Consider the following 23,985-nt stretch of genomic DNA (forward strand, 5'->3'; position numbering starts at 1 on the left):
CATCTATACTAGTCACAAATTCGAAACAACAACCCTACATATAGTTATAACAACCAAAAAAACCTAAGGAGTCAGGATGATCATTGGAGTTCCTAAAGAAATCAAAAACCACGAATATCGTGTGGGCATGATTCCCGCAAGCGTGCGCGAACTTGTCTCACACGGTCACCAAGTTTATGTTGAAACAAATGCCGGTTCCGGCATCGGCTTTTCAGACGATGATTACATCGCTGTAGGCGCATCCATTCTTCCTACTGCTTCTAACATTTTTGCGAAAGCAGAAATGATTGTTAAGGTCAAAGAACCTCAGGCTGCTGAACGAGCAATGCTCCGCGAAGGCCAAATTTTATTTACCTATTTACATCTAGCTCCAGATTTTCCACAAACTGAGGAGCTAATCAAGAGCAAAGCTGTCTGTATAGCCTACGAGACTGTAACAGATAATATGGGTCGCTTGCCACTATTAGCACCAATGTCTGAAGTCGCTGGTCGAATGTCTATTCAATCAGGTGCGCAGTGTTTAGAAAAATCACACGCGGGCTGTGGTTTGTTACTGGGTGGTGTACCCGGAGTCGCACCAGCAAAAGTGGTGGTGATTGGTGGCGGTGTAGTCGGTGCCAACGCAGCCAGAATTGCTGTCGGAATGCGTGCTGATGTGACGATTCTCGACCGAAGTGTTGATATGCTGCGTAAACTCGATGAAGAATTCCAAGGTCACGCTAAAGTCGTGTATTCAACAAAGGATGCGATTGAAAAATACGTCCTCGAAGCCGATTTAGTAATAGGCGCAGTACTGATCCCCGGAGCAGCAGCTCCTAAACTCGTAACTAAAGATCTGATTTCTAGAATGAAACCTGGCTCTGCGGTCGTTGATGTGGCAATTGACCAAGGCGGCTGCTTTGAAACCTCACATGCTACCACTCATGATGACCCGACCTATATCGTTGATGACGTCGTTCATTACTGCGTCGCAAACATGCCAGGCGCTGTGGCTCGCACATCAACTTTCGCCTTGAATAACGCTACGTTGCCTTACATTGTTAAACTGGCCAATAAAGGTTATCAACGTGCATTATTAGAGGATAAAGGATTCCTAGAAGGTTTAAACGTGATACACGGTAAAGTCACCTGTAAAGAGGTCGCCGAGAGTTTCAACCTTGAATATCTTGACCCATCTGAAGCTATCGCTCTGTTTAACTAACGATAACAATTTGCGGTAAAGCTCTCAATTCTTAGCCAAGTGCGTCATGCGCTTGGCTTTCATTTTTTAAAAGCGTGAACCAATATATTGCGTGGCGTTACTTTCCTAGCGCAAAACTGCTCAATCTGCACCTCATAGCCTTGCTCTTGAAGATAAAGTGCCTTATCCAATACCAACCAAAGCTCAATCATGCGGCGAAATGCCTGTTGTACTAAGCCTATCCTTTCCATCTGCCAAAAACGCTGCTCGCCTTTACGTTCATAAGCAGGCCAATCCACTTCTGGTAATGCGATGCCTTTTTGTGCCGCCGCCCAATAACAAAAAGCTAAAAATCCTTCGGCTAGTTGTGATTTTTTGAGGCTCGGAATTGGGCAATATTGATGATGCCCAAGCTCAGATCTTAGCAACAAATCAAAACCCAAACGAAACGTCATTTCTTGCAAACGATGACGGCGAACCCGCTCTCCCCCCGTAACGGTTTCTTGTAGCGGAATACGCAGCTCTTCTTTGGACAAGGCAAGAGAAGAAGTACGACCGTAGCTGGACATGGGTTGGTAGCTATCGGCTTTGATTAAATGGTAGCAACATGGTGAAAACGTAATCGCAGGCAAGCGATGAGCAACGGAATATTCGAGTAGGCGAACATGGAGATCACCACAGGCATGTAAAGCGACGGCATGCTGATTGGTATTGAAAACGCCAAACGCTTGCGGCTCAAAAGCGTCCCCTTGAATAAATTGCATCGGAAGATCATGTTCATCGGCGCATGCTTGTCCTGCATGGCAGAGCTGCGACTGATATTCAAAACTAGTGACTTTTTGTTTTGACTGCGCTGCGATAATTCGACCTAAAAAGCCTTTACCCGCGCACCACTCTAGCCATTCCGTTCCTGAATGCCTAGAGAGGAGTGATTCGCTCATTAAACGAATTTGTTCTAGCTTTCTGCCAGGGATCCCCTGCTCTAAGTAAGGGCTGAGTGCTTGCTGAGTATTACGAGGGGCATCTTGAAGCCTAATCATGATATCCGCTTCTTTTAACCCCTCGATATACGGATGAAGTTGCTCAATGAGCACTTGCGGCGATGACTTTAAGCTATCGATACTGTCCAAAGATAGCGTTTGCAACCACTGATCCAGCCTATGGTCTGAATGTTTCCAAGGTGAACTGTCTAAGCCACTATGATGAAAGGGCTCAAATCGCCAAAAACGTTGATTTTCAATTAAAAAAGCATCGATATGTTTGAAAAGCGCGCGCATACATCCCCCCTAGAAAGGCCAATTCTAGGAGGTGATGGTTTAATTAGGAAGTGTTTCGTTTTAAATGATCAAAATTTGCTTAACGAACTGGCAATTCAATGTCTTTAAACATCTCTTCTATTTCGATATTCGATTTTAACGAGGTAGCCCGTTCGACGACAGGGCGAGTAAGATGAGGCGCGAAACGTTCCATAAAGTCAAACATATAAGAGCGCAGGAATGTGCCTCGGCGAAACCCAATGCTAGTCGTGCTAGCACCAAAAAGATGGCTGGCATCAATCGCGATAAGATCGGTGTCGCGTGATTTATCTATCGCCATACTTGCGATAACACCCACCCCAATTCCCATTCGGACATAAGTTTTTATCACATCCGCATCGGTGGCGGTGAAGACAACTCGCGGCGTTAACCCTACGCGATTAAATGCAGTGTCTAACTCTGAACGACCAGTAAAACCAAACACGTAAGTGACCAATGGATACGCGGCTAAATCCTCAATCGTTACCCGTTCTTTTTTTGCAAGAGCATGATCTTTAGGCACAACAATAGAACGGTTCCAATGATAACAAGGTAGCATGATGGCATCTTGGTACAGATGAAGCGCTTCTGTTGCTATCGCAAAATTAGCGGTGCCTTTTGCAACCGCTTCCGACATCTGACTTGGAGTACCTTGGTGCATGTGTAACGACACTTTCGGATAACGCGCAGTGAATCCTTTGATTACATCAGGTAACGCGTAGCGAGCTTGTGTATGAGTCGTTGAAATATTCAGCGTACCCATCTCAGGGTGCGTATGCTCCCCAGCCACGGCCTTAATGCTTTCCACACGTGAAAGGATCTCTTGTGAGATACGAATAATATCTTCACCTGCACCCGTGACTTGTGTCAGGTGCTTACCGCTACGCTCAAAAATTTGAATACCCAATTCATCTTCGAGTAAACGAACCTGTTTACTAATGCCTGGCTGAGAGGTATAAAGGCTTTCCGCAGTTGCTGAGACATTCAGGTTGTGATTAACCACTTCAACAATATATTTTAACTGCTGTAACTTCATTATTGGCCCCGTAATCCATTATCAAAGATCCAGATCTTTCAATCATAGTTTATAATTATTAGTTATAACGCTTAACACTCTCAATTCAAAGCTTGATGATTCGAGAGCGAAGAAAAAAGTAAGTATTTTGCGTAGCTGACTAAATTTTTGCCAACTATCGCCCAATCTAAGCAATAAAAGGCAGTTTTTAGGGGTCAAAACAGGAATAATAAAAATAGTCAATTTGAAGGTGTAGTGATAACTAAGGATCGTGTATTCTTAATTGCTAGCCACTGAATTCTAATAAAGATACGGATTATATGAATATAGGTTTAATCATTGCTCTTGTAGCAGTTTTGCTGGTGTTAGTCCTTGGCTATAACATCATGCTTCAATACAAAGTAAAGGTCGAGTCAGCTAAAAAGCAGGAGTCGACTCGATATATCGCCATTATTGATGCGACAGAAGACCTTATCGGCAACGCACACCACATGCCGTTTAGTAAAGAACTCTTAGTGTGTTTAAATACCCGTATCCTTGATGCCCTACTTAGTATGTATGAGCTTGACCCGAAAAATAAGCAGTTGGCACAACGCATTGAGCATATGAAAGGGCAAATTAAGCATTTACAAGAAAACCACCCAGGTGGTGACAGTACAACGTTTAAAGTACCCACCAGCGATAAACAAGCTTTGATTATGCTTAAACTAGTGAAACGTTTAAGAGACACGATTCGTAGTGAGCACAATAAAGGACGTTTTGAAACACAATCTTACGTCGCTGAAAATGCGCGTCTAGAAACAATACAAATTCGAATCAACATTGAAAATGTTGTTAAGCGGGCAAATGATTCGATCGTTCGTGGGCAACCCGGAACTGCGATTCAGCTATTGCGTAAAGGGATCGATGTTCTGAGCTCAAAAAATGATGCTTATTCCAATCAAGCTCGTGAAAAACTTCAGTCAATGTATGATGACTTAGAAAAACGACGCCAAACAAAAAGTGCAACGGATCTTCAACAAATTGAAGATAACGAGAGAAATAGTGATATGGAAGCACTGTTTGGTGAAAAGAAAAAATGGTAGCCCATTATTTTTGATTAGGAAGTATTTTTAAGGTCGCATAAGCGACCTTTTTCATACAACAACGTAAAGAAAACATTAATTTAAATTAACGTATCATTTATCGCTTTTAGGACTTCATCCGGTCTTGTTGCCTGAGTAATTGGGCGACCGATGACTAGATAATCTGAACCAGCTTTTATGGCCTCACTCGGAGTCATAATACGTCTTTGGTCTCCTGTTGCAGAACCAACAGGACGAATCCCTGGCGTAACTAATTTAAACTCTTGACCAAGATGGCTCTTAAGCATGTGCGCTTCTTGAGCTGAGCATACCACTCCATCTAACCCTGCATTTTGAGTTAGGCTAGCCAGACGCATTACATGCTCTTTAGGCGCAACATCGATGCCAATACCACGAAGATCCGATTGTTCCATACTGGTTAGTACTGTGACAGCAATAAGTAGTGGTCTATCGTTACCATAAGGTTCAAGAATCTGGCGAGACGCCGACATCATTCTCTCCCCACCACTGGCATGAACATTCACCATCCATACTCCAAGCTCAGCCGCCGCACGTACGGCTTTAGAGCACGTGTTGGGAATATCATGAAACTTTAGGTCTAAGAATACCGAAAAACCTCTTTTGTGTAGCTCACGCACAAAATCGGGACCAAACAGGGTAAACATCTCCTTGCCCACTTTTAATCGACAGCTGTTGGGGTCAATTTTATCAACAAAAGCTAACGCTTCCGCTTGTTGCTCATAATCCAACGCGATAATTACTCTCTGGTCTTTCATTTTCACTCCTAAAATAATTAAGCTAAAAAAATGCAGCTTTCATAAGCTGCAGTTTTCGAGTCGATCAGTAACTCCAGTACATGAACTCTATTCACCATCCAAACCACGGATAGGTTTAATTGAACCCCAATTCTTACATGATGGGCAGTGCCAGTAGAGAGAATGGGTTGAGAAACCACACTTTCTGCATCGGTAGTGAGGTTTTACTTTTAGTTGCTCACCTACCAATTTTTGCAAGGTCGACAAGCTCTCTTTCGCTCGACCTTCCTCTGCTTCGATGAGATGGTAGTCAATTAAACGGTAGAAGCCCTTCATGGTCGGATTTTTAACCAATTGCCGTGTCAAAAGTTCCTGTGCTGCTCCAGCACCATCATGTTGTGCCACCAACTGTGCGAGCATCAGTTCAGCTGACACTCCAGCTTCATTGATAATGCACTCGCGTAAAAACTCAACAAGTTCACCCTCTTTCCCAATATGGTGATAGCACTCAGCAAGCGTAGGCAATACCTCGCCGATAAAATCAATGTCCTGCTCCAAGACCATTTGCATATACTGGATTGTATGACGGTAGTCATCATTTTCAAGATACAGCTTACCTAAAGAGATCGTTGCGCGTACACACTTCGGATCTTCAGACAGCGCTTTTTTAAGATATTGAATCGCTTTGCTATCGCGTCCTTCAGCCTTCTCTTGCATTGCAAGTTCACACCAAAAATGGGCTATAACACTGTGCATCCTTTTTCTGCCTAATTTGACCAACGCATAAGCGTAATCGATAGCTTTATGCCACTCTCGAGTCTGTTGGTAAATAGAAACCAATTGTTGCAACGCCGCTTCTTTGTGTTCAGGCTCTTCAATCAGTTGTTCAAATATTTTTTCAGCGCGGTCGAGAAAGCCTGCCACCATATAATCTTTTGCCAATTGTTGTAAGGCGAGATTTTTTTGGTCAATAGTAAGACTTGAACGAGATATGAGATTTTGATGGATACGGATAGCACGATCAACCTCTCCTCTTGAACGGAATAAGTTGCCCAGCGCTAAGTGGGTATCAATCGTTTCATTGTCTACTTGGAGTAGCTCGATAAAATGGTCAACGGCCTTATCTGATTGATCAGAAAGCAGTAAGTTAAGACCCGTCACATACTGACGAGAAATTTGGTGAGAGTGTTTCTGCTTGTCTTGCTGAGCACTACGATTTCCCATATACCAGCCGTAGGCGGCGGCAATCGGTAATAGCAAGAAGAGAATTTCTAACATCAAGTCAGCCTTTATTTCACTACGCTTTACTTGTTACAGAGCTGTTCTCTGCTGTTTGCTTTTTCAGTTGCTTATTCAACTTTCTAACTTGCAACTGAGACTTGAAGTAGAAGCTACTGCCAAGCAAACAAGCAAGTAAAAAACCAGAGACAAAGACAGTGCCAAGTAAAGTAGACAGGTGAAATTCGCCTTGAGCGATCAAATAGTTAAACGTCACAACTGCTTGATTTTGAGCCCCTAATGCTAAAGCAATCAAAAAAAGTGCAAGAATTAGAACGATTTTTATAATTTTCATATGCCACTACCTATCCAGTATTGATCTGGTCTGATTATGCAGGAAAATGGCCTTACAAACCATGTCTATTATGGATTCCTTTCTTAAAAAAACGGCATACTTAAACTGTATGCCGTTTTTTAGAATACTCTCTAAATCGCTTTAGATATTCTCATTAACTCGCTCACGTAACTCTTTACCTGGCTTGAAATGAGGGACGAATTTGCCATCCAACACCACTTTATCACCGGTTTTAGGATTACGACCTACTCTAGGCTCACGATAGTGCAAAGAGAAACTACCAAATCCGCGAATTTCGATTCGCTCTCCGCTTTCTAAAGTTGATGCCATATGTTCAAGAATATCTTTCACAGCGTCTTCAATTTCTTTAGCAGATAGGTGCGTTTTCTCAGCACAGAGTCTTTCTATCAATTCAGACTTAGTCATAGTTTCCCTCATTACTTATCAAAGTAGGCACTAACTGAAAAAAAAGGAGCCTTACGGCCCCTTTTAGCGAGTTAGATTATTCGCCTTTAGCAGCCTTGAATGCATCAGCCATAGCATTACCAAACGCACCTTCATCAGCTTTGTTCAGAGTAGCCATTGCTTCTTGCTCATCAGCTTCATCTTTAGCTTTGATAGATAGGTTGATTACGCGGTTTTTACGGTCTACACCAGTAAATTTCGCTTCAACGCTGTCACCAACGCTTAGGACTAGAGACGCATCTTCAATACGGTCACGAGATGCTTCAGAAGCACGGATGTAACCTTCAACGCCGTCTACAAGTTCAATTGTAGCACCTTTCGCGTCAACTGCAGTAACAGTACCGTTAACTAGAGTACCTTTTTTGTTATCAGCAACATATGCGTTGAACGGGTCGTTTTCCATTTGCTTAACGCCAAGAGAAATACGCTCACGCTCTGCATCTACTGCTAGAACAACTGCAGAGATTTCATCGCCTTTCTTGTAATCACGTACCGCTTCTTCTCCAGGAACGTTCCAAGAGATGTCAGATAGGTGAACTAGACCGTCGATGCCGCCGTCTAGACCGATGAAGATACCGAAGTCAGTGATAGACTTGATCTTACCAGTAACTTTGTCGCCTTTAGCTTGCGCTTCAGCGAATGACTGCCATGGGTTAGCTTTACACTGTTTAAGACCTAGAGAGATACGACGACGCTCTTCGTCGATATCAAGAACCATAACCTCAACTTCGTCGCCAACATTAACAACTTTAGATGGGTGGATGTTCTTGTTAGTCCAATCCATTTCAGAAACGTGTACTAGACCTTCAACGCCTTCTTCGATTTCAACGAAGCAGCCGTAGTCAGTTAGATTTGTTACACGGCCAGATAGTTTATGACCTTCTGGGTAACGCTTAGCGATAGCTACCCATGGATCTTCGCCAAGTTGCTTAAGACCTAGTGATACGCGAGTACGATCACGATCAAACTTAAGAACTTTAACTAGGATTTCGTCACCAACGTTAACGATTTCTGATGGGTGTTTAACGCGTTTCCAAGCCATATCTGTGATATGTAGAAGACCATCAACACCACCAAGGTCAACGAATGCGCCGTAGTCAGTAAGGTTCTTAACGATACCTTTAACTTCAGTGCCTTCTTGTAGAGTTTCAAGAAGTTCGTCACGTTCAACGCTGCTTTCTGATTCGATAACAGCACGACGAGAAACAACAACGTTGTTACGTTTCTGGTCTAGTTTGATAACTTTGAACTCTAGCTCTTTGTTTTCTAGGTGAGTAGTGTCACGGATAGGACGCACGTCAACAAGAGAGCCTGGAAGGAAAGCACGGATACCGTTTAGTTCAACAGTGAAGCCACCTTTAACTTTACCATTGATAATACCAATAACAGTTTCAGCTTCTTCGTAAGCTTTCTCAAGAACGATCCAAGCTTCATGACGCTTAGCTTTCTCACGAGAAAGTTGAGTTTCACCGAAACCATCTTCAACAGCGTCTAGAGCAACGTCTACTTCAGAACCAACTTCAACTTCAAGTTCGCCAGCAGCGTTCTTGAACTGTTCAGCAGGGATAGCAGACTCAGACTTAAGACCAGCGTCAACAAGAACGAAACCATTCTCGATAGCGACTACAGTACCTTTAACGATTGTACCTTGTTGAAATTGTGTTTCGTTTAAAAACTCTTCAAAGAGTTGAGCAAAAGATTCAGTCATTTATTTAATCTTCAATAATTAAACTTCCATGGGTATCCTACCGCATGGGGTTATTAAATTCGCCAGTCATCATCCTTGCGACCGACGCTCTTACCTAGCAGAACTACTCTGCCAGCTTAGATTCTACGTATTGTAATGCTTCTTCTACAACTTCGTCGATAGACATTGAGGTTGAGTCAAGCAATAGCGCATCCTCTGCAGGGCGTAATGGGGCCACTGGGCGGTTACGATCTCGGTCGTCACGCTCTTGGATCTCGCTTAAAAGGGCGTCAAATTTAACATCTAGCCCTTTGAGTTGCAACTGCTTAAAGCGACGTTGGGCTCGCTCTTGCGCACTGGCATCGAGGAATATTTTCACTTCTGCTTGAGGAAACACAACTGTGCCCATATCACGTCCATCAGCAACCAGCCCCTGCCCTTTCGCAAAGGCTCGTTGGCGACGTAATAATGCCTCACGAACTCTAGGCAATGCCGCTACTTTTGATGCCGCCATTCCTGTCTCTTCTTTGCGCAATTCTTTCGATACGTCCTCACCTTCAAGAATCACTCTAACCAAGTCGCCTTCTGCGATAAATTGGACATCTAAATGTGTCGCCAGAGGAACAAGCGCTTCTTCCGACTCCGTATCCACACCGTGGTGAATCGCCGCCAATGCAAGAACGCGGTAAATAGCTCCAGAATCGAGCAAATGAAAGCCTAATTTCTTAGCCAACAACATACAAAGAGTGCCTTTACCTGCACCACTTGGTCCATCTACGGTAATTACCGGAGTGTGAGAGGACATGATTTACTCCACTTAGTTTTTATGCGGCTTGCTTGCTCGCTTTTGTCGGCGACAAATTATAGTGCTTATCCGTTACAGGCGCTAGGAAGGAATGGTGATATGACTGAAATTTCACAGTGATACAAGCGTCGCTTTTAGGGGGCGACGCTTTTGATAGAGACTCTTATAAAATAATACGCTCAGCGTTTTGCCTGACAGTAGCGGCACCAATACCTTTCACCAAGCTCAGATCTTCTTTGGTTTTAAAATCGCCATTTTGTTGACGATATTCAACAATCGCTTGTGCTTTTTTAAGTCCAATACCTTTCAACAAAGTAGCAATTTCCTCAGCGGAAGCCTGATTTATATTAACCGTAATTTCAATGCCTTGGTGCGTTTCTACCACCTTTTCTTCTGCTAATGTCGGTGAAAGAGGCAATACGATACTTAGAAGTAATAACCCGAGTTTTGTTTTCAATTTCATATGAACATTTCCTTGTTTATTAGTGGGTACCAATATTAATTGAGCTTGGAAATGAGAGGGAATCAAAAAGGTAGAAATTGAAATGGGCTGCATAAGCAGCCCATTTTGAGTTTCATATCAATTACATTACTAGCCTTTATTGGCTCACAACATAATATTCAATGTCTGTATTTTTACGCAAAGTTGTAAGTATCGCAGCCAAATCACGTTGGCTACCGATGCGCTCTAACTGAGCCGTAATTTGATCGTTGTACTGAGGTGTGACTTTAGCCTCAACCTTATGTAGTTCAACAAGAACAATATCACCGTTCATTGCTTTCGCTTGACCGTAAACCACACTATCTGTAGCGGGTTTAGGGAGAGAAAACACCGTACTCGACAATGGAGAGCTACGATCAATCATTTCCAACTCAGCAAATTTTAACCCACGCTGTTCCAATAAGGATTGGTCACCTTGCTTTAGGGTATCAATCAATTTTGTGGCTAACTCAATCGCTTGTTGTTCGCCTTTGACTTTAGAAAGCTGAGCAACCACTTGCTCTTTCACTTCAGCCAAAGGAAGAACTATTTGTTCCCGAGCATCATCAACACGAACAACGATAACGTGTTCTGGGGCAACTTCTAATACCTCAGAATTGAGCCTATCTTCTTTTACCTCTGGGCTTAGAATAGCTTGAAGAACAGCTGGATTTTTAAGAATTTCAGGCGCATCTTGCTGAGAAATAAAATCGGTTTTCTGAATCTTAGCTGAGATAGCGTTTGCTGCTTCATCCAGAGAGTCAGGTGATTCAAATGCCACTTTTTCTAGCTTAGTCTGCAACTCATAAAACTGATCTGCGGCCTTTTGGTCTACCATTTCAGCTTTGATTTCAGAGGCAACCTGTGCGTAGGGCTGTGCGATAGGGGCTTTAACATCATCAAGACGGATAATGTGATAGCCAAATTCAGATTTGACCAACCCTGTGATATCCCCTATCTGTTCGATAGCAAAGGCTGCTTGTTCAAAAGCTGGGTCCATCACATCATGTTCAATCCAACCTAGCGAACCACCCTCTTCTGCGCTTCCTACGTCTTCTGATTTTTCTTTCGCTAAAGTCGTGAAATCAGCGCCAGCATTCAGTTCATCGAGAATCGCCTGCGCTTTAGTTTTATCATCACCTTGAACCAAAATATGGCTTACTTTACGCTGTGCTTGAGTGGAGTATTTGTCTAAATGCTCTTGGTAGTACTGCTCGGCCTGTTCATCAGACACTACAATTTGGTCTTTCAATTGTTGGGCAGAAAGCTCGATATAAGCCACTTTAACCTGCTCTGGACGGGTATAGCGCTCTGCATTTTGTTGATAATATTGAGTAATTTCTTCATCACTCAACTCAACATTTTTAGCAAAGTCGCTGAGTGACAATGTGAGCGCACGGATATCACGGGTTTGAGAGATCAGTTCACTTTGCTGATTAACCTCACCCTGCAACGTAAATTCACTACCTTGGATAGCACTAAGTAACTGGTTACGGATAAGATCACGACGTAGATATTCTGCAAAGCTTTCAGCAGAGAAACCTGCACGGCGAAGAGCCGCTTGATAGATTTCTTGGTCAAACTTACCGCCAGTCTGGAATTGGGGCATGTCTAAAATCATTTTACGAACCTGATCATCGCTCACTCGTAAACCTAGTGATTGTGCATGCTGCTCCAACAATAAATCGTTAACCATACGATCAAGCACTGACTTACGAAATGACTCGACATACTGAGGATCAGCGAGCAAGTTAGCAAAATAATCCCCTAATTGGGATTGCATGCGATTGCGCTCGTTCTGGTACGCTTGTTCAAATTCACCACGGCCAATCTCACTATTGCCAACTTTAGCCGCAGCATTACTGCCACCGCTGACCAAGTAGCTACCGACACCTGCGAATACGAATGATAAGATAATCATTCCTAGAATAATTTTCACCGCGATGCTGTTCACGCCTTCGCGTAATCGATCCATCATAATCTAACTGCTCTCCGGATAAGAAGCTTCACACTTCAGCCTAAAAATTGAATAGCGCGATAATATCAGAAAAAGAAATGCGCATCAGTAGGATGCGCATAATTTCAAAAGGTTCGAATTAATTTTGCGCTTAAGCCGCAAAAAAATAACGATTTTGATTAGTTGCAAGCGTCTTTAAGCGCTTTGCCTGCTTTGAAAGCAGGTACTTTTGCTTCTGCGATTTGGATCTCTTCACCCGTTTTAGGGTTACGACCCGTGCGCGCTGCACGAGTGCGAACGCTAAATGTACCAAAGCCAACAAGCGCTACTTGATCGCCAGATTGAAGAGTGCCACTAACGGCTTCGATGAATGCATCAAGAGCACGGCCTGCCGATGCTTTAGAGATGTCAGCGTTTTCTGCGATTTTTTCTACTAATTGTGTTTTATTCACTGTGATTCCCCTTTGCGTCACCCATTATTATTTTTTAACGGTGACTTTTCGTTCCATTAAGTTCCCAAACTAGCTTGAAGCCTTATTACATCTGGGCTGCAAGCTATAGGGGCTTACGTTAGCGCCCAAAAAAAACGCTGACAAGCCTTTTTAAGCCTATCAGCGTGATCTTTTACTTATTTTTGCTGCACATCACTATTTTTTAGCTTCAAATTCAACCCCAGAAGGGTCTCGTTCAAGTGCGATCTTCAAAACTTCATCAATCCATTGAACGGGAATGACTTTTAGATCAGCAATCACATTTGCAGGGATCTCTTCCAAATCACGCTCATTCTCTTTTGGGATCAATACGGTGGTGATACCACCACGATGTGCTGCGAGCAGTTTTTCTTTCAAACCGCCGATAGGTAATACTTCACCACGCAACGTTATCTCACCCGTCATCGCGACTTCCGCTTTCACAGGATTACCCGTCAAGCTAGAGACAAGCGCCGTACACATAGCAATACCCGCGCTTGGGCCATCTTTTGGTGTTGCGCCTTCTGGCACGTGAACGTGAATGTCACGCTTTTCATAGAAATCAGCGTTAATCCCTAATTTCTCGGCGCGTGCGCGAACCACAGTCATCGCAGCTTGAATGGATTCTTGCATCACCTCGCCCAGAGAACCAGTTTGTGTCAACTTGCCTTTGCCAGGCATTGATTCGGTTTCAATAGTCAGCAAATCACCGCCTACTTCTGTCCATGCTAAACCTGTGACTTGGCCAATTTGGTTACTGTCGTCGGCTTTGCCAAAATCACAACGTTGCACACCTAGAAACTCTTTTAAATTCTCTTGGTTGGCTACCACGGTTTTTATGTCTTTATTCAACAAGATTTTCTTCACCGCTTTACGGCAAATTTTTGAAATCTCTCGCTCTAAGCTTCGTACGCCCGCCTCACGTGTGTAATAACGGATAATACCAATGATGGCTGAATCTTCGATAACAATTTCATGAGGCTTCAAACCATTCCGCTCAACTTGCTTAGTCACTAGATGGCGTTTAGCAATATTCAGCTTTTCGTCTTCTGTATATCCGGAAAGGCGGATAACTTCCATACGGTCAAGCAGCGGACCTGGGATGTTCATTGAGTTTGATGTCGCAACAAACATGACATCAGACAAGTCATAGTCCACTTCTAAGTAGTGGTCGTTAAAGGTGCTATTTTGTTCAGGGTCAAGCACCTCCAACAATGCGGAAGATGGGTCACCACGCATATCTGAAGACATTTTGTCGATTTCATCAAGCAGGAAAAGTGGGTTTTTCACGCCAACCTTTGCCATTTTTTGAATCAATTTACCCGGCAGAGAACCAATGTAAGTACGGCGGTGACCACGAATTTCTGCTTCATCACGCACTCCACCTAACGCCATACGGGTATATTGTCGACCTGTTGCCGCCGCTATCGAGCGGCCAAGAGACGTTTTACCAACGCCCGGGGGACCAACAAGACACAAAATTGGCCCTTTCAGCTTGTTGATACGACTTTGTACCGCGAGATATTCTAAAATACGCTCTTTGACACGATCTAAACCGTAGTGATCGGCATTTAAAATCTCTTCAGCTTTTGCCAAATCTTTCTTAACTTTTGAACGTTTTGCCCAAGGAACATTGACCATCCAATCAATATAGCTACGCACAACGGTTGCTTCTGCAGACATTGGAGACATCATCTTCAATTTCTGCAGCTCTTGTTCCGTTTTTTGGCGCGCTTCCTGCGGCATTTTGGAATCGTCAATCTTCTTCTTCAGCATTTCAAATTCATCAGGTGCGTCATCCATCTCACCTAATTCTTTCTGAATCGCTTTCATCTGCTCGTTGAGGTAATACTCACGCTGAGATTTTTCCATCTGCTTTTTAACACGACCACGAATTCGTTTTTCAACCTGTAATAGGTCGATCTCCGCTTCCATTTGTCCCATTAAAAATTCCAAACGTTCACTGACATCAACAATTTCGAGAACTTTTTGTTTTTCAATCAATTTCAATGGCATGTGAGCGGCGATGGTATCAGCCAAACGCGCTGCTTCATCAATCCCATTTAACGACGTTAATACTTCAGGCGGGATTTTCTTATTGAGTTTGATAAAACCATCAAATTGGTTGATTGCGCTGCGAACGACGACTTCCTGCTCTTTATCATCCAACTCAGGAGTGACAAGATACTGCGCTTCTGCGGAGAAAAATTCACGCTCGATGAAGCGATCAATTTTCGCTCGCTGTTGGCCTTCAACCAACACTTTCACGGTACCGTCAGGTAATTTCAGAAGTTGTAAAATCGTTGCAACTGTCCCGACTTCAAAAAGATCTTCAATTTTCGGTTCGTCGGTTTCCGCTTGCTTTTGTGCCACAAGTAACACTTGCTTGTTGTTATCCATCGCCGCTTCAAGGCATTGGATGGATTTTTCTCTGCCAACAAACAAAGGAATGACCATGTGAGGATAAACCACCACGTCACGTAGAGGTAGTACGGGGATCTCGATACGCTCGGAACGTTCCAAGTTCATATTATTCTCTCTTCCGCTTCAACTGATTACCGAGTATATGGGGGCTAACTCACTGGATTCAATAACAGAATAAAAAAAAGGAGGTATTTGCTACCTCCTTTAAATATTTCTGATTGAGATTTACTCTGCGCCAGCCGCTTGGCTCTCATTTCCGCTGTAAATTAGTAGCGGTTGTGATTCACCATTAATGACTGATTCATCGATAACCACTTTGCTGACATCGTTTACCGATGGCAGTTCATACATGGTTTCGAGTAGTACACCTTCCAATATTGAGCGTAAACCACGTGCGCCCGTTTTGCGGTTCATTGCTTTTTTTGCAATGGCGCGCAATGCGTCTTCACGAAACTCTAGGTCAACGTTCTCTAACTCAAACAAGGCTGCGTACTGTTTCGTCAGCGCGTTTTTCGGCTCACACAGGATTTGAATCAGTGCTTCTTCATCCAGCTCTGTCAAGGTAGCCGTTACGGGAAGACGACCGATAAATTCAGGGATCAACCCATATTTTACCAAATCTTCAGGCTCTACTTGATTGAACAACTCACCGATAGTTTTGGTTTCATCTTTAGAGCGAACTTCCGCACCAAAGCCAATACCTGAACCTGTCGCAACACGTTGTTCAATCACTTTATCTAGGCCCGCAAATGCACCACCACAGATAAAGAGGATTTTGGATGTGTCTACCTGTAAAAACTCTTGTTGTGGATGCTTACGGCCACCTTGCGGCGGAACCGAAGCGATAGTGCCTTCCACCAATTTCAACAGCGCTTGCTGAACCCCTTCACCTGAGACATCTCGGGTAATTGAAGGATTTTCTGCTTTACGAGAAATCTTATCAATTTCATCGATGTAGACGATACCACGTTCCGCTTTTGCAACGTCATAATCACATTTTTGCAGCAGCTTTTGGATGATGTTTTCAACATCTTCGCCAACATAGCCTGCTTCAGTTAATGTGGTGGCATCTGCCATTGTGAAAGGTACGTCTAGGAAACGAGCTAATGTTTCTGCAAGCAGTGTTTTACCACTACCTGTTGGGCCAATAAGAAGAATATTACTCTTACCTAACTCAACCCCATCGCTCGTTTTATCACCGTTTCGTAAACGCTTGTAGTGATTATATACGGCCACTGCGAGCACTTTTTTTGCATGTTCCTGGCCAATCACATAGTCATCAAGATGTTCACGGATCTTATGCGGCGTAGGTAACGCCTCAGATTCCTTTTTTGGCAGAACATCCTTAATCTCTTCACGAATGATGTCGTTACATAAATCAACGCATTCATCACAGATGTAAACAGAAGGACCGGCGATCAGCTTGCGAACTTCGTGCTGGCTTTTGCCACAGAAAGAGCAATACAACAGTTTACTACTACCGCTCTCTTTGCTTTTGTCTGTCATTCGCTAACCTCTTAGCCTTTACTTTTAATCGTCTGAGTGTAACTCAAATTACGCCAAAATGCGTTAAACAATTCTGAGAACTGTTATTCGCCGCGGTGACGCAAGACTGCATCGACTAAACCGTATTCCACAGCTTGGTCAGCAGACATAAAGTTATCACGGTCGGTATCACGCTCGATAACTTCAAGCGGTTGGCCTGTATGCTCAGCAAGCAATTTGTTGAGTTTTTGCTTGATGGTAAGGATCTCTTGAGCATGGATCTGGATATCCGAAGCTTGGCCTTGGAAACCACCTAACGGCTGATGAATCATCACGCGTGAGTTAGGCAACACATAACGTTTACCCGGAGCACCACCAGCTAATAGGAATGCTCCCATTGAACAAGCTTGGCCCATACAAACAGTGCTAACATTCGGCTTGATGAACTGCATGGTGTCATAAATTGACATACCAGCAGTCACACTACCTCCTGGCGAGTTGATGTAGAGGAAAATATCTTTATCAGGGTTTTCCGATTCTAAAAACAACAGCTGCGCTACAACAAGGTTAGCCATGTGATCTTCAACTTGACCTGTTAAGAAAATCACTCGTTCTTTGAGTAGGCGAGAATAAATATCGTATGAGCGCTCACCGCGGGAAGTCTGCTCAACCACCATGGGTACTAGCGCGTCAAAAATTGGCGACATTGCGTTTTTTTCTTGGTAGCTCATATTGTTATGTCCCTAAAATAAATGGCCCGAATGATGGGTATCACACGGACCATTGTTAGCAGAATAGTTAACCTGTAGTCAACCACCTACGCTACATATTGCTTATTAAGCAGGTTGCTGGTTCATTAGCTCATTGAAGCTAACAGCCTTTTCAGAAACCTGTGCTTTAGCAATGATCGCGTCGATTGCTTGCTCTTCTAGAGCAAGGTTACGCATGTTGTTCATCATTTGCTGATTTTGAGAATAGTATGCCATTACTTCAGCTGGATCTTCGTACGCTGTTGCCATCTCTTCGATCAATGCTTTCACTTTATCTTCGTCAGCTTTTAGCTCTTCAGACTTGATCACTTCACCAAGAAGTAGGCCAACCACTACGCGACGTTTTGCTTGTTCTTCGAACAATTCACGTGGTAGTTGAGCGGCCGCTTCTGGGTTACCGCCAAAGCGTTGCGCAGCTTGTTGACGCAGTACGTCGATCTCTTGATCGATCAGTGCAGAAGGAACATTGATATCGTTCTCTTTTACTAGACCTTCAATCGCTTGCTCTTTAATGCGGTTTTTTACTGCTTGCTTAAGTTCACGTTCCATATTCTTGCGAACTTCAGCTTTCAGCGCTTCAACGCCACCTTCAGCGACACCGAATTTGGCAACGAACTCGTCGTTTAACTCTGGTAATTCACGCACTTCAACTTTGTTGATTTTAATTGCGAATTTCGCCGCTTTACCTTTTAGATTTTCCGCGTGGTAATCTTCAGGGAAGTTAACGTCGATTTCAAATTCCATACCTTTGGTTTTGCCAACGATACCGTCTTCAAAACCAGGGATCATGCGACCTGCACCCATTTCTAGAGGGAAGTTTTCAGCTTTACCGCCTTCAAACTCAACGCCATCAATAGAACCAACGAAATCGATCGTCGCGCGCGAACCCGCTTCCGCAGCTGCGTCTACTTCTTTCCACGTTGCTTGTTGCTTGCGTAACGTTTCTAGCATCTCGGCAACGTCTTCTTCCTTCACTTCAACCGCTGGTTTTTCAACAGTGATGTTTTCTAGACCTTTTAACTCAACTTCTGGATATACTTCAAAAGTTGCATTGAAAACAAGGTCTTGGCCTTCTTCGATAGAAACTGGTGCAAATGTTGGTGCGCCTGCTGGGTTGATTTTCTCTTTTACGATAGCTTCAATGAAGTGGCGTTGCATCACTTCACCCATGACGTCTTGACGTACCGCTTTACCGTACATTTGCGCAACCATTTTCAAAGGCACTTTGCCTTTGCGGAAACCATCGAAACGACGATTCTTAGCGATATTGCGTAGCTCTTTTGTAACTGCATCTTCGATGTTAGCAGCAGGAACAGTAATATTCAGACGGCGCTCTAGGCCTTCTAGCGTTTCAACAGTAACTTGCATTATTTATAAACCTCAAAACTGGCCCAGTATTTCTGAGCAATATGAGCCGCAACTTAGGCGATGCCTTGTGCTTGGCTGCATCCTTGTGTTGTGCTCTATCCGAACACTTATATTAAAACCAGCATCAACATTGGCCAAAAGACCCAATATTGGACTAATAAGCGATATCTTTAGAGACTCTAATGCATCACAAAAGGTATCTCTGATTAGTCTCAGGACAGAAAATTTAGACGCGACATTCTACCGACCAGAATCAGTGCTGTCGAGCCAATCACCGCAGAGAGATGATTCCGTACCCTAAATTGCTTTCTAAGTGCTAAAAATTCCACCAACGTGAAAAAGCACAGTTTTGAAATGGGGACAATAAAGGCTTTTTCAAGGGAATCGAGGCTTTTTTTACCCCAAAAGCGTAAAAAGAGATCTTGCTCCTGTTTTGCACCCCACAATTGCGCTCTTTTTAAACATCACCCAAAGGAAAACCAGTAGAATTATGAGTCAATGCTGGGAGCATTATCACTTGCAAAAATGGATATCTCTCGCAAAAGAACTGCCCTTGTCGCGCCGCTGAACATGGAGAAAGGATGCTACATATTCGCCGAGTAAACCTTATTTTTGTAACGTTATTCCTTTTGTCTACCGCGGCTGGGGCGCATTTTGTTTGGCGGCACAACTACCAAAGTTTATTGATTGAACATCAAGCTCAGCTAGAGCGATTCTCTAGCCACATCACCACAAAACTTGATAAATATGCACATATCCCAAGATTGCTAGCCAAAGATAAAGAACTCATTGACGCTTTACACAGCCCCAGCAATAGCGCCCAAATTGAAATCACTAATCGCTATTTAGAACAGGTCAATGAAGTGATTCAAGCCGCTGACACCTACCTCATCGACCAATATGGCAACACGATCGCAGCAAGTAACTGGCACCTCACTCATTCATTTATTGGCCGAAACTTCGCTTGGCGGCCTTACTTTAAAACGGCCATAACTGGGCAAGAGAGCCAATATTTTGCGTTAGGATCAACATCGGGGCAACGAGGATATTACTACTCCTACCCTATTGTTTATGCCGCGGATGTCATTGGCGTAGTGGTAGTGAAGATGGACCTTTCCGCGATTGAGGAAAACTGGCAGAGCAAACAAAGCTATTTTGTCGCCACCGACAACAACAACATTATTTTCATGTCCAGCCAACCGGAGTGGCTGTTTAAAAGTGTTGCCATGCTGAGCGAAAGCGATCGAATTGCGGTTCAAAATAGCCGCCAATATCTTGATACCTCCATTCGCTCACTCGGATTGATCGGCGATTTCAGCGCATCCGTTGCCGGATGGGAAAATCCTTATCAAACTTGGATTAAAGGCGATTTCATCGTTTCAACCAAACCGCTGCCCAGTATCGGGCTCAACATTCGGGTTTTATCGCCCAAAATAAACATTTTCTGGGATAGCTTTGGATTTACTCTGATCAACAGCATGCTGTTTGCCATCGTTTACTTAGGGCTATTACTGGTTCATCACCGCCAACTCAAACAGCGCCAAATCGAACAGTTACAGTCTGAAGCAAAACAAAAATTAGAGTTTCTGGTGATGGAGCGAACCTCTGCACTGCACGCGGAAATTGCGGAGCGAAGTAAAACAGAGAGCATGTTACGCCAAACTCAAGATGAATTGATTCAAGCAGCGAAACTGGCTGTGCTTGGGCAAATGTCCGCCAGTATTAGTCACGAGCTGAATAATCCACTGGCCGCTATCCGCAGTTTTGCCGACAATGGGCGGCGTTTTTTAGCCAATGGTAAGCCGGAACGGACCGATGACAACTTGACTCGTATTTCAGCGCTCACCGAACGCATGGCTAAAATCAGTGAACAGCTCAAATCGTTTGCGCGAAAAAGTAACACCGATGAGAAAGTGAACGCGCAATTATTACCGATCATTTTGTCGACAAAAGAGTTGATGCAACCGCAATTTAAATCGAATTTGATTCAGTTTGAAATGGAATTACCCGCGATGGATCTTTGGGTGCGTGTCAATCCAATCCAACTAGAACAAGTCTTGATTAACTTGCTAACCAACGCGATGCAGGCCCTTGAGGAACAACATCAAAAATGCGTTCGTTTGAGCACTGAGTGCAAGGCCTCTCAAGTGTTGATCCATATTGATGATAACGGCCCGGGAATTACACAAGAAAAAATAGCCCATCTTTTCGAACCGTTTTTCACCACGAAAAAAAATGGCTTAGGCTTAGGCTTGTCGATTTCACAGCAGATAATACAAAGCATGGACGGTGAGTTAACGATGGCCAGTTCACCGCAGTGTGGGGCGCGATTTTCAGTCTCTCTACCGATCGTTACGCCAAGCGCGTGATTTACAGACAAAGTATGGTTTAAAGATAAAAAGCAGTTAAGGACAACCAATGTGTGATGTATTTTTTATCGATGATGAGGCGGATATCCGTATCGCCATTGCGCAAAGTTTCGAGCTCGCCGACCTCACAGCGCGGTTATTTTCCAGTGCGGAAGAAGCCTTACTGGCGGCCAAAGCCGACGGGCTGCCTCTTGTGGTGGTGAGTGATATTTGCTTACCTGGCCTCAGTGGCCAGAGCTTACTCAACTCGATTCATCATCAAGATGCTGAGGTCCCTGTTATTTTGATCACAGGACATGGCGATATTTCGATGGCCGTACAAGCGATGCACGATGGCGCATACGATTTTATCGAAAAACCTTTTGCTACTGAACGCTTGATAGAAACCATCCACCGCGCGATAGAAAAACGCCACTTAACGTTAGAAAATCAGCAGCTAAAACGCAGCTTAAAAGCGAGCCAAACTCTTGGACCACGCATTATCGGTAATACTGGCAACATCCAAGCGTTAAGGGACACCATCACTCATGTCGCCGACACTCAGGCTGATATTCTACTGTTTGGCGAAACTGGCACAGGAAAAGAGCTAGTTGCTCGCTCGTTACATGAGCAGAGTTCTCGCCGCGAGCTCAATTTCGTCGCACTGAACTGCGGCGCAGTGCCTGAAAATTTGATAGAAAGTGAACTTTACGGCCATGAAAAAGGCGCCTTTACTGGCGCTGAAACCAAACGCATTGGCAAATTTGAACATGCACAAGGCGGCACCTTATTTCTGGACGAGATTGAATCAATGCCGATGCAGGCGCAAATTCGTTTATTACGCGTATTGCAAGAAAGAGTCATTGAACGAGTTGGGTCCAATACCTTGATTCCTCTGGATATTCGAGTCATCGCCGCAACAAAAGTTGATTTAAAGCAAGCAGCTCAAGCAGGCACCTTTCGTCAAGATCTCTACTATCGCTTAAACATTGTCACATTAGATATTCCACCACTTCGCCAACGTAAAGAGGATATTCCTGCGCTTTTCCATCATTTTTTGTTAGTGGCCGCGGCTCGTTACGGTAAAGCGGCAACCGCACTCTCTCAACCTGAAATGCAGCGCTTAATCAGCCATGACTGGCCGGGAAACGTGCGCGAACTACGCAACGCCGCAGAGCGCTATGTGCTATTGGGGAAACTGGCTCAGTTAGGCGACAGCGAGCCATCACAAAAATTACCCACCCATTTAGTCGACCAAGTGGCCGAATTTGAAAAATCAGTGATTGAACAAGCATTGATTGAGTGTGGTGGGCGTATCAATGAAACAATGGAAAGACTCAACGTACCGCGTAAAACGTTGTACGACAAAATGCAGCGTTACGGATTAGACAAAGAGCTCTATAAAATATAGAGCTCTAATAACATGCCGCAGCCATAGAAATTTCAGGTCAGCATTTTGGTTACTTAGTGATGATTTCCGGCCCCATTAAGGTGGTTGGTAACCAAGTGGAAATCCAAGGCACGTAGGTCACAATCATCAAAAATAGGAACATAATCGCCACCCACGGTAGCGCCGCTTTCACCACATTCATCATCGACATTTTGGCTACCCCTGCGGTGACAAACAAGTTTAACCCGACGGGCGGTGTGATCATCCCTATTTCCATGTTCACCACCATCATGATCCCAAGGTGAATGGGGTCAATACCGAGTGCGATGGCGATGGGGAAGACCAATGGAGCAACAATGATCAGCAGCCCTGATGGCTCCATAAACTGACCACCAAGTAGCAGTAATATGTTGACTACAATCAAAAATGTTATAGGCCCGAGACCGGCGGAAAGCATCGATTCAGCAATAATTTGCGGAATGCGCTCTTCGGTCAGAACATGTTTCAATATCAATGCATTGGCGATAATAAATAGCAGCATGATGGTCAGTTTGCCTGCATCAAACAAAGTCGCTTGCGTATCTTTATGGAAAAAGGCTTGCACGATTTTGACCAAGGCAGGTTTGGTATTTTCTTTGTCGGCGAACGGCCCCATATCTTTGTAAACAAAATTGGCAATCAAGAAAGCGTATACCGCTGCCACCGCAGCCGCTTCGGTTGGCGTAAAGATACCACCGTAAATCCCGCCGAGAATGATCACCACCAGCAACAAACCCCAGCTGGCATCTTTGGCGGCGAAGATCGCTTCTTTCCAACCCACAAAAGGTTGTTTCGGCAGGTTTTTAATTCGTGCAAAAATGTAGATAGCAACAATCAGCATCAAACCCGCTAATAAACCGGGGATCACACCGCCTAAAAACATGCGCCCTACCGATACATCAGTGGCAGCGGCGTACACGACCATTACAATCGAAGGTGGGATCAAGATGCCCAATGTACCAGCATTACAAATAACCCCCGCAGCAAACTCTTTGCTGTAGCCATTTTTGACCATTCCAGCAATAACAATACTGCCGATCGCCACCACTGTCGCCGGTGAAGAACCTGACAGCGCTGCAAACATCATACAGGCCACTACCGAAGCAATCGCCAGCCCTCCCCGAAACCAACCCACCATAGCGATAGCGAAACGGATAATGCGTTTTGCCACACCTCCGGTTGACATAAAGCTGGAAGCCAAAATAAAAAATGGAATCGCAAGCAAAGTGTAATGGCCTTCAAAAGCGTTAAACAAGGTTTGAGCCACTGACGCTAAAGAAGTATCGGAGTGCCAAAGTAGGAACAGAACGCTGGATAATCCGAGCGAGATAGCAATGGGTACACCGACTAACATAAAGCCGATGACCATAACAAACAGCAGTAAAATATCCAT

20 protein-coding genes are annotated in these 23,985 nt (G+C 44.0%); 4 read left to right on the forward strand and 16 right to left on the reverse strand.

Annotated features, from left to right (window positions below):
• The first annotated feature begins 76 nt into the window (after nt 1–76).
• The gene (gene ald, locus AACQ42_RS09765) at nt 77–1,201 is read left to right on the forward strand and encodes an alanine dehydrogenase (protein WP_017041996.1); all 1,125 of its coding nucleotides are present in this window, start codon (nt 77–79) and stop codon (nt 1,199–1,201) included.
• 59 nt (nt 1,202–1,260) lie between these two features.
• Here ald and AACQ42_RS09770 read toward each other — a convergent pair whose 3' ends face one another.
• Together AACQ42_RS09770 and cysB are read right to left on the reverse strand one after the other, a co-directional pair.
• Nucleotides 1,261–2,457 carry a methyltransferase gene (locus tag AACQ42_RS09770; RefSeq protein WP_094165701.1) on the reverse strand — a complete coding sequence of 399 codons (1,197 nt, stop codon included), beginning with the start codon at nt 2,455–2,457 and terminating at the stop codon, nt 1,261–1,263.
• Between the two features lie 79 nt (nt 2,458–2,536).
• Nucleotides 2,537–3,511: an HTH-type transcriptional regulator CysB gene (gene cysB, locus AACQ42_RS09775; protein WP_010317444.1), complete on the reverse strand. Its 975-nt coding sequence runs from the start codon at nt 3,509–3,511 to the stop codon at nt 2,537–2,539.
• A 299-nt stretch (nt 3,512–3,810) separates the two neighbouring features.
• Between cysB and AACQ42_RS09780 the strand changes: the two genes are divergently transcribed.
• Nucleotides 3,811–4,575, forward strand: coding sequence for a hypothetical protein (locus tag AACQ42_RS09780; protein ID WP_013857174.1), 765 nt, complete (start codon nt 3,811–3,813; stop codon nt 4,573–4,575).
• 80 nt (nt 4,576–4,655) lie between these two features.
• Here AACQ42_RS09780 and pyrF read toward each other — a convergent pair whose 3' ends face one another.
• The 13 genes from pyrF to tig all read right to left on the reverse strand — a co-directional run bounded on the left by pyrF (nt 4,656) and on the right by tig (nt 18,815).
• On the reverse strand, nt 4,656–5,351 hold the full coding sequence (gene pyrF / locus AACQ42_RS09785; protein WP_094165702.1) for an orotidine-5'-phosphate decarboxylase: 696 nt from the start codon (nt 5,349–5,351) through the stop codon (nt 4,656–4,658).
• Between the two features lie 87 nt (nt 5,352–5,438).
• A complete protein-coding gene (gene lapB, locus AACQ42_RS09790) occupies nt 5,439–6,608 on the reverse strand; it encodes a lipopolysaccharide assembly protein LapB (protein ID WP_026028046.1) in 1,170 nt (389 codons plus the stop codon).
• Between the two features lie 19 nt (nt 6,609–6,627).
• Entirely contained in the window at nt 6,628–6,903 is a 276-nt protein-coding gene (locus tag AACQ42_RS09795) for a LapA family protein (RefSeq protein ID WP_017044598.1), read from the reverse strand.
• Between the two features lie 141 nt (nt 6,904–7,044).
• Nucleotides 7,045–7,329 carry an integration host factor subunit beta gene (gene ihfB, locus AACQ42_RS09800; RefSeq protein ID WP_010317449.1) on the reverse strand — a complete coding sequence of 95 codons (285 nt, stop codon included), beginning with the start codon at nt 7,327–7,329 and terminating at the stop codon, nt 7,045–7,047.
• A 76-nt stretch (nt 7,330–7,405) separates the two neighbouring features.
• The gene (gene rpsA, locus AACQ42_RS09805; RefSeq protein WP_013857179.1) at nt 7,406–9,076 is read right to left on the reverse strand and encodes a 30S ribosomal protein S1; all 1,671 of its coding nucleotides are present in this window, start codon (nt 9,074–9,076) and stop codon (nt 7,406–7,408) included.
• 103 nt (nt 9,077–9,179) lie between these two features.
• Entirely contained in the window at nt 9,180–9,860 is a 681-nt protein-coding gene (cmk, locus tag AACQ42_RS09810) for a (d)CMP kinase (RefSeq protein ID WP_013857180.1), read from the reverse strand.
• A 163-nt stretch (nt 9,861–10,023) separates the two neighbouring features.
• Nucleotides 10,024–10,323 (reverse strand): ComEA family DNA-binding protein, encoded by a 300-nt coding sequence (locus AACQ42_RS09815; RefSeq protein WP_017044597.1) that lies wholly within the window; start codon nt 10,321–10,323, stop codon nt 10,024–10,026.
• 136 nt (nt 10,324–10,459) lie between these two features.
• Entirely contained in the window at nt 10,460–12,319 is a 1,860-nt protein-coding gene (gene ppiD / locus AACQ42_RS09820) for a peptidylprolyl isomerase (RefSeq protein WP_094165703.1), read from the reverse strand.
• Between the two features lie 158 nt (nt 12,320–12,477).
• Complete coding sequence (locus AACQ42_RS09825; RefSeq protein WP_026027116.1) at nt 12,478–12,750, reverse strand: HU family DNA-binding protein; 273 nt, start codon at nt 12,748–12,750, stop codon at nt 12,478–12,480.
• Between the two features lie 195 nt (nt 12,751–12,945).
• Nucleotides 12,946–15,297, reverse strand: a complete 2,352-nt coding sequence (lon, locus tag AACQ42_RS09830; protein WP_013857184.1) for an endopeptidase La — start codon at nt 15,295–15,297, stop codon at nt 12,946–12,948.
• A gap of 120 nt (nt 15,298–15,417) precedes the next feature.
• Nucleotides 15,418–16,698 (reverse strand): ATP-dependent protease ATP-binding subunit ClpX, encoded by a 1,281-nt coding sequence (gene clpX, locus AACQ42_RS09835; RefSeq protein ID WP_013857185.1) that lies wholly within the window; start codon nt 16,696–16,698, stop codon nt 15,418–15,420.
• A gap of 83 nt (nt 16,699–16,781) precedes the next feature.
• The gene (gene clpP, locus AACQ42_RS09840) at nt 16,782–17,408 is read right to left on the reverse strand and encodes an ATP-dependent Clp endopeptidase proteolytic subunit ClpP (protein ID WP_010317461.1); all 627 of its coding nucleotides are present in this window, start codon (nt 17,406–17,408) and stop codon (nt 16,782–16,784) included.
• Nucleotides 17,409–17,513: 105 nt separating this feature from the next.
• On the reverse strand, nt 17,514–18,815 hold the full coding sequence (gene tig, locus AACQ42_RS09845) for a trigger factor (protein WP_013857186.1): 1,302 nt from the start codon (nt 18,813–18,815) through the stop codon (nt 17,514–17,516).
• A 581-nt stretch (nt 18,816–19,396) separates the two neighbouring features.
• On the opposite strand from tig, the gene AACQ42_RS09850 reads away from it, so the two are divergent.
• Both AACQ42_RS09850 and AACQ42_RS09855 read left to right on the forward strand, forming a co-directional pair.
• Nucleotides 19,397–21,184, forward strand: a complete 1,788-nt coding sequence (locus AACQ42_RS09850; RefSeq protein ID WP_094165704.1) for a sensor histidine kinase — start codon at nt 19,397–19,399, stop codon at nt 21,182–21,184.
• 49 nt (nt 21,185–21,233) lie between these two features.
• Nucleotides 21,234–22,574: a sigma-54-dependent transcriptional regulator gene (locus AACQ42_RS09855; protein WP_094165705.1), complete on the forward strand. Its 1,341-nt coding sequence runs from the start codon at nt 21,234–21,236 to the stop codon at nt 22,572–22,574.
• A gap of 49 nt (nt 22,575–22,623) precedes the next feature.
• Here the strand turns inward: AACQ42_RS09855 and AACQ42_RS09860 are convergent, their stop codons facing one another.
• Nucleotides 22,624–23,985, reverse strand: coding sequence for a TRAP transporter large permease (locus AACQ42_RS09860; RefSeq protein WP_013857190.1), 1,362 nt, complete (start codon nt 23,983–23,985; stop codon nt 22,624–22,626).

Source organism: Vibrio sp. V12_P9A6T4 (assembly GCF_963874835.1).
In the GTDB taxonomy this organism is placed as follows: domain Bacteria; phylum Pseudomonadota; class Gammaproteobacteria; order Enterobacterales; family Vibrionaceae; genus Vibrio; species Vibrio anguillarum.

What these genes read in the sequence shown, in the direction of transcription:
- ald (WP_017041996.1), top strand. Translation starts at nt 77, where the DNA reads ATGATCATTGGAGTTCCTAAAGAAATCAAAAACCACGAATATCGTGTG.
- AACQ42_RS09770 (WP_094165701.1), bottom strand. Translation starts at nt 2,457, where the DNA reads ATGCGCGCGCTTTTCAAACATATCGATGCTTTTTTAATTGAAAATCAA.
- cysB (WP_010317444.1), bottom strand. Translation starts at nt 3,511, where the DNA reads ATGAAGTTACAGCAGTTAAAATATATTGTTGAAGTGGTTAATCACAAC.
- AACQ42_RS09780 (WP_013857174.1), top strand. Translation starts at nt 3,811, where the DNA reads ATGAATATAGGTTTAATCATTGCTCTTGTAGCAGTTTTGCTGGTGTTA.
- pyrF (WP_094165702.1), bottom strand. Translation starts at nt 5,351, where the DNA reads ATGAAAGACCAGAGAGTAATTATCGCGTTGGATTATGAGCAACAAGCG.
- lapB (WP_026028046.1), bottom strand. Translation starts at nt 6,608, where the DNA reads ATGTTAGAAATTCTCTTCTTGCTATTACCGATTGCCGCCGCCTACGGC.
- AACQ42_RS09795 (WP_017044598.1), bottom strand. Translation starts at nt 6,903, where the DNA reads ATGAAAATTATAAAAATCGTTCTAATTCTTGCACTTTTTTTGATTGCT.
- ihfB (WP_010317449.1), bottom strand. Translation starts at nt 7,329, where the DNA reads ATGACTAAGTCTGAATTGATAGAAAGACTCTGTGCTGAGAAAACGCAC.
- rpsA (WP_013857179.1), bottom strand. Translation starts at nt 9,076, where the DNA reads ATGACTGAATCTTTTGCTCAACTCTTTGAAGAGTTTTTAAACGAAACA.
- cmk (WP_013857180.1), bottom strand. Translation starts at nt 9,860, where the DNA reads ATGTCCTCTCACACTCCGGTAATTACCGTAGATGGACCAAGTGGTGCA.
- AACQ42_RS09815 (WP_017044597.1), bottom strand. Translation starts at nt 10,323, where the DNA reads ATGAAATTGAAAACAAAACTCGGGTTATTACTTCTAAGTATCGTATTG.
- ppiD (WP_094165703.1), bottom strand. Translation starts at nt 12,319, where the DNA reads ATGATGGATCGATTACGCGAAGGCGTGAACAGCATCGCGGTGAAAATT.
- lon (WP_013857184.1), bottom strand. Translation starts at nt 15,297, where the DNA reads ATGAACTTGGAACGTTCCGAGCGTATCGAGATCCCCGTACTACCTCTA.
- clpX (WP_013857185.1), bottom strand. Translation starts at nt 16,698, where the DNA reads ATGACAGACAAAAGCAAAGAGAGCGGTAGTAGTAAACTGTTGTATTGC.
- clpP (WP_010317461.1), bottom strand. Translation starts at nt 17,408, where the DNA reads ATGAGCTACCAAGAAAAAAACGCAATGTCGCCAATTTTTGACGCGCTA.
- tig (WP_013857186.1), bottom strand. Translation starts at nt 18,815, where the DNA reads ATGCAAGTTACTGTTGAAACGCTAGAAGGCCTAGAGCGCCGTCTGAAT.
- AACQ42_RS09850 (WP_094165704.1), top strand. Translation starts at nt 19,397, where the DNA reads ATGCTACATATTCGCCGAGTAAACCTTATTTTTGTAACGTTATTCCTT.
- AACQ42_RS09855 (WP_094165705.1), top strand. Translation starts at nt 21,234, where the DNA reads ATGTGTGATGTATTTTTTATCGATGATGAGGCGGATATCCGTATCGCC.
- AACQ42_RS09860 (WP_013857190.1), bottom strand. Translation starts at nt 23,985, where the DNA reads ATGGATATTTTACTGCTGTTTGTTATGGTCATCGGCTTTATGTTAGTC.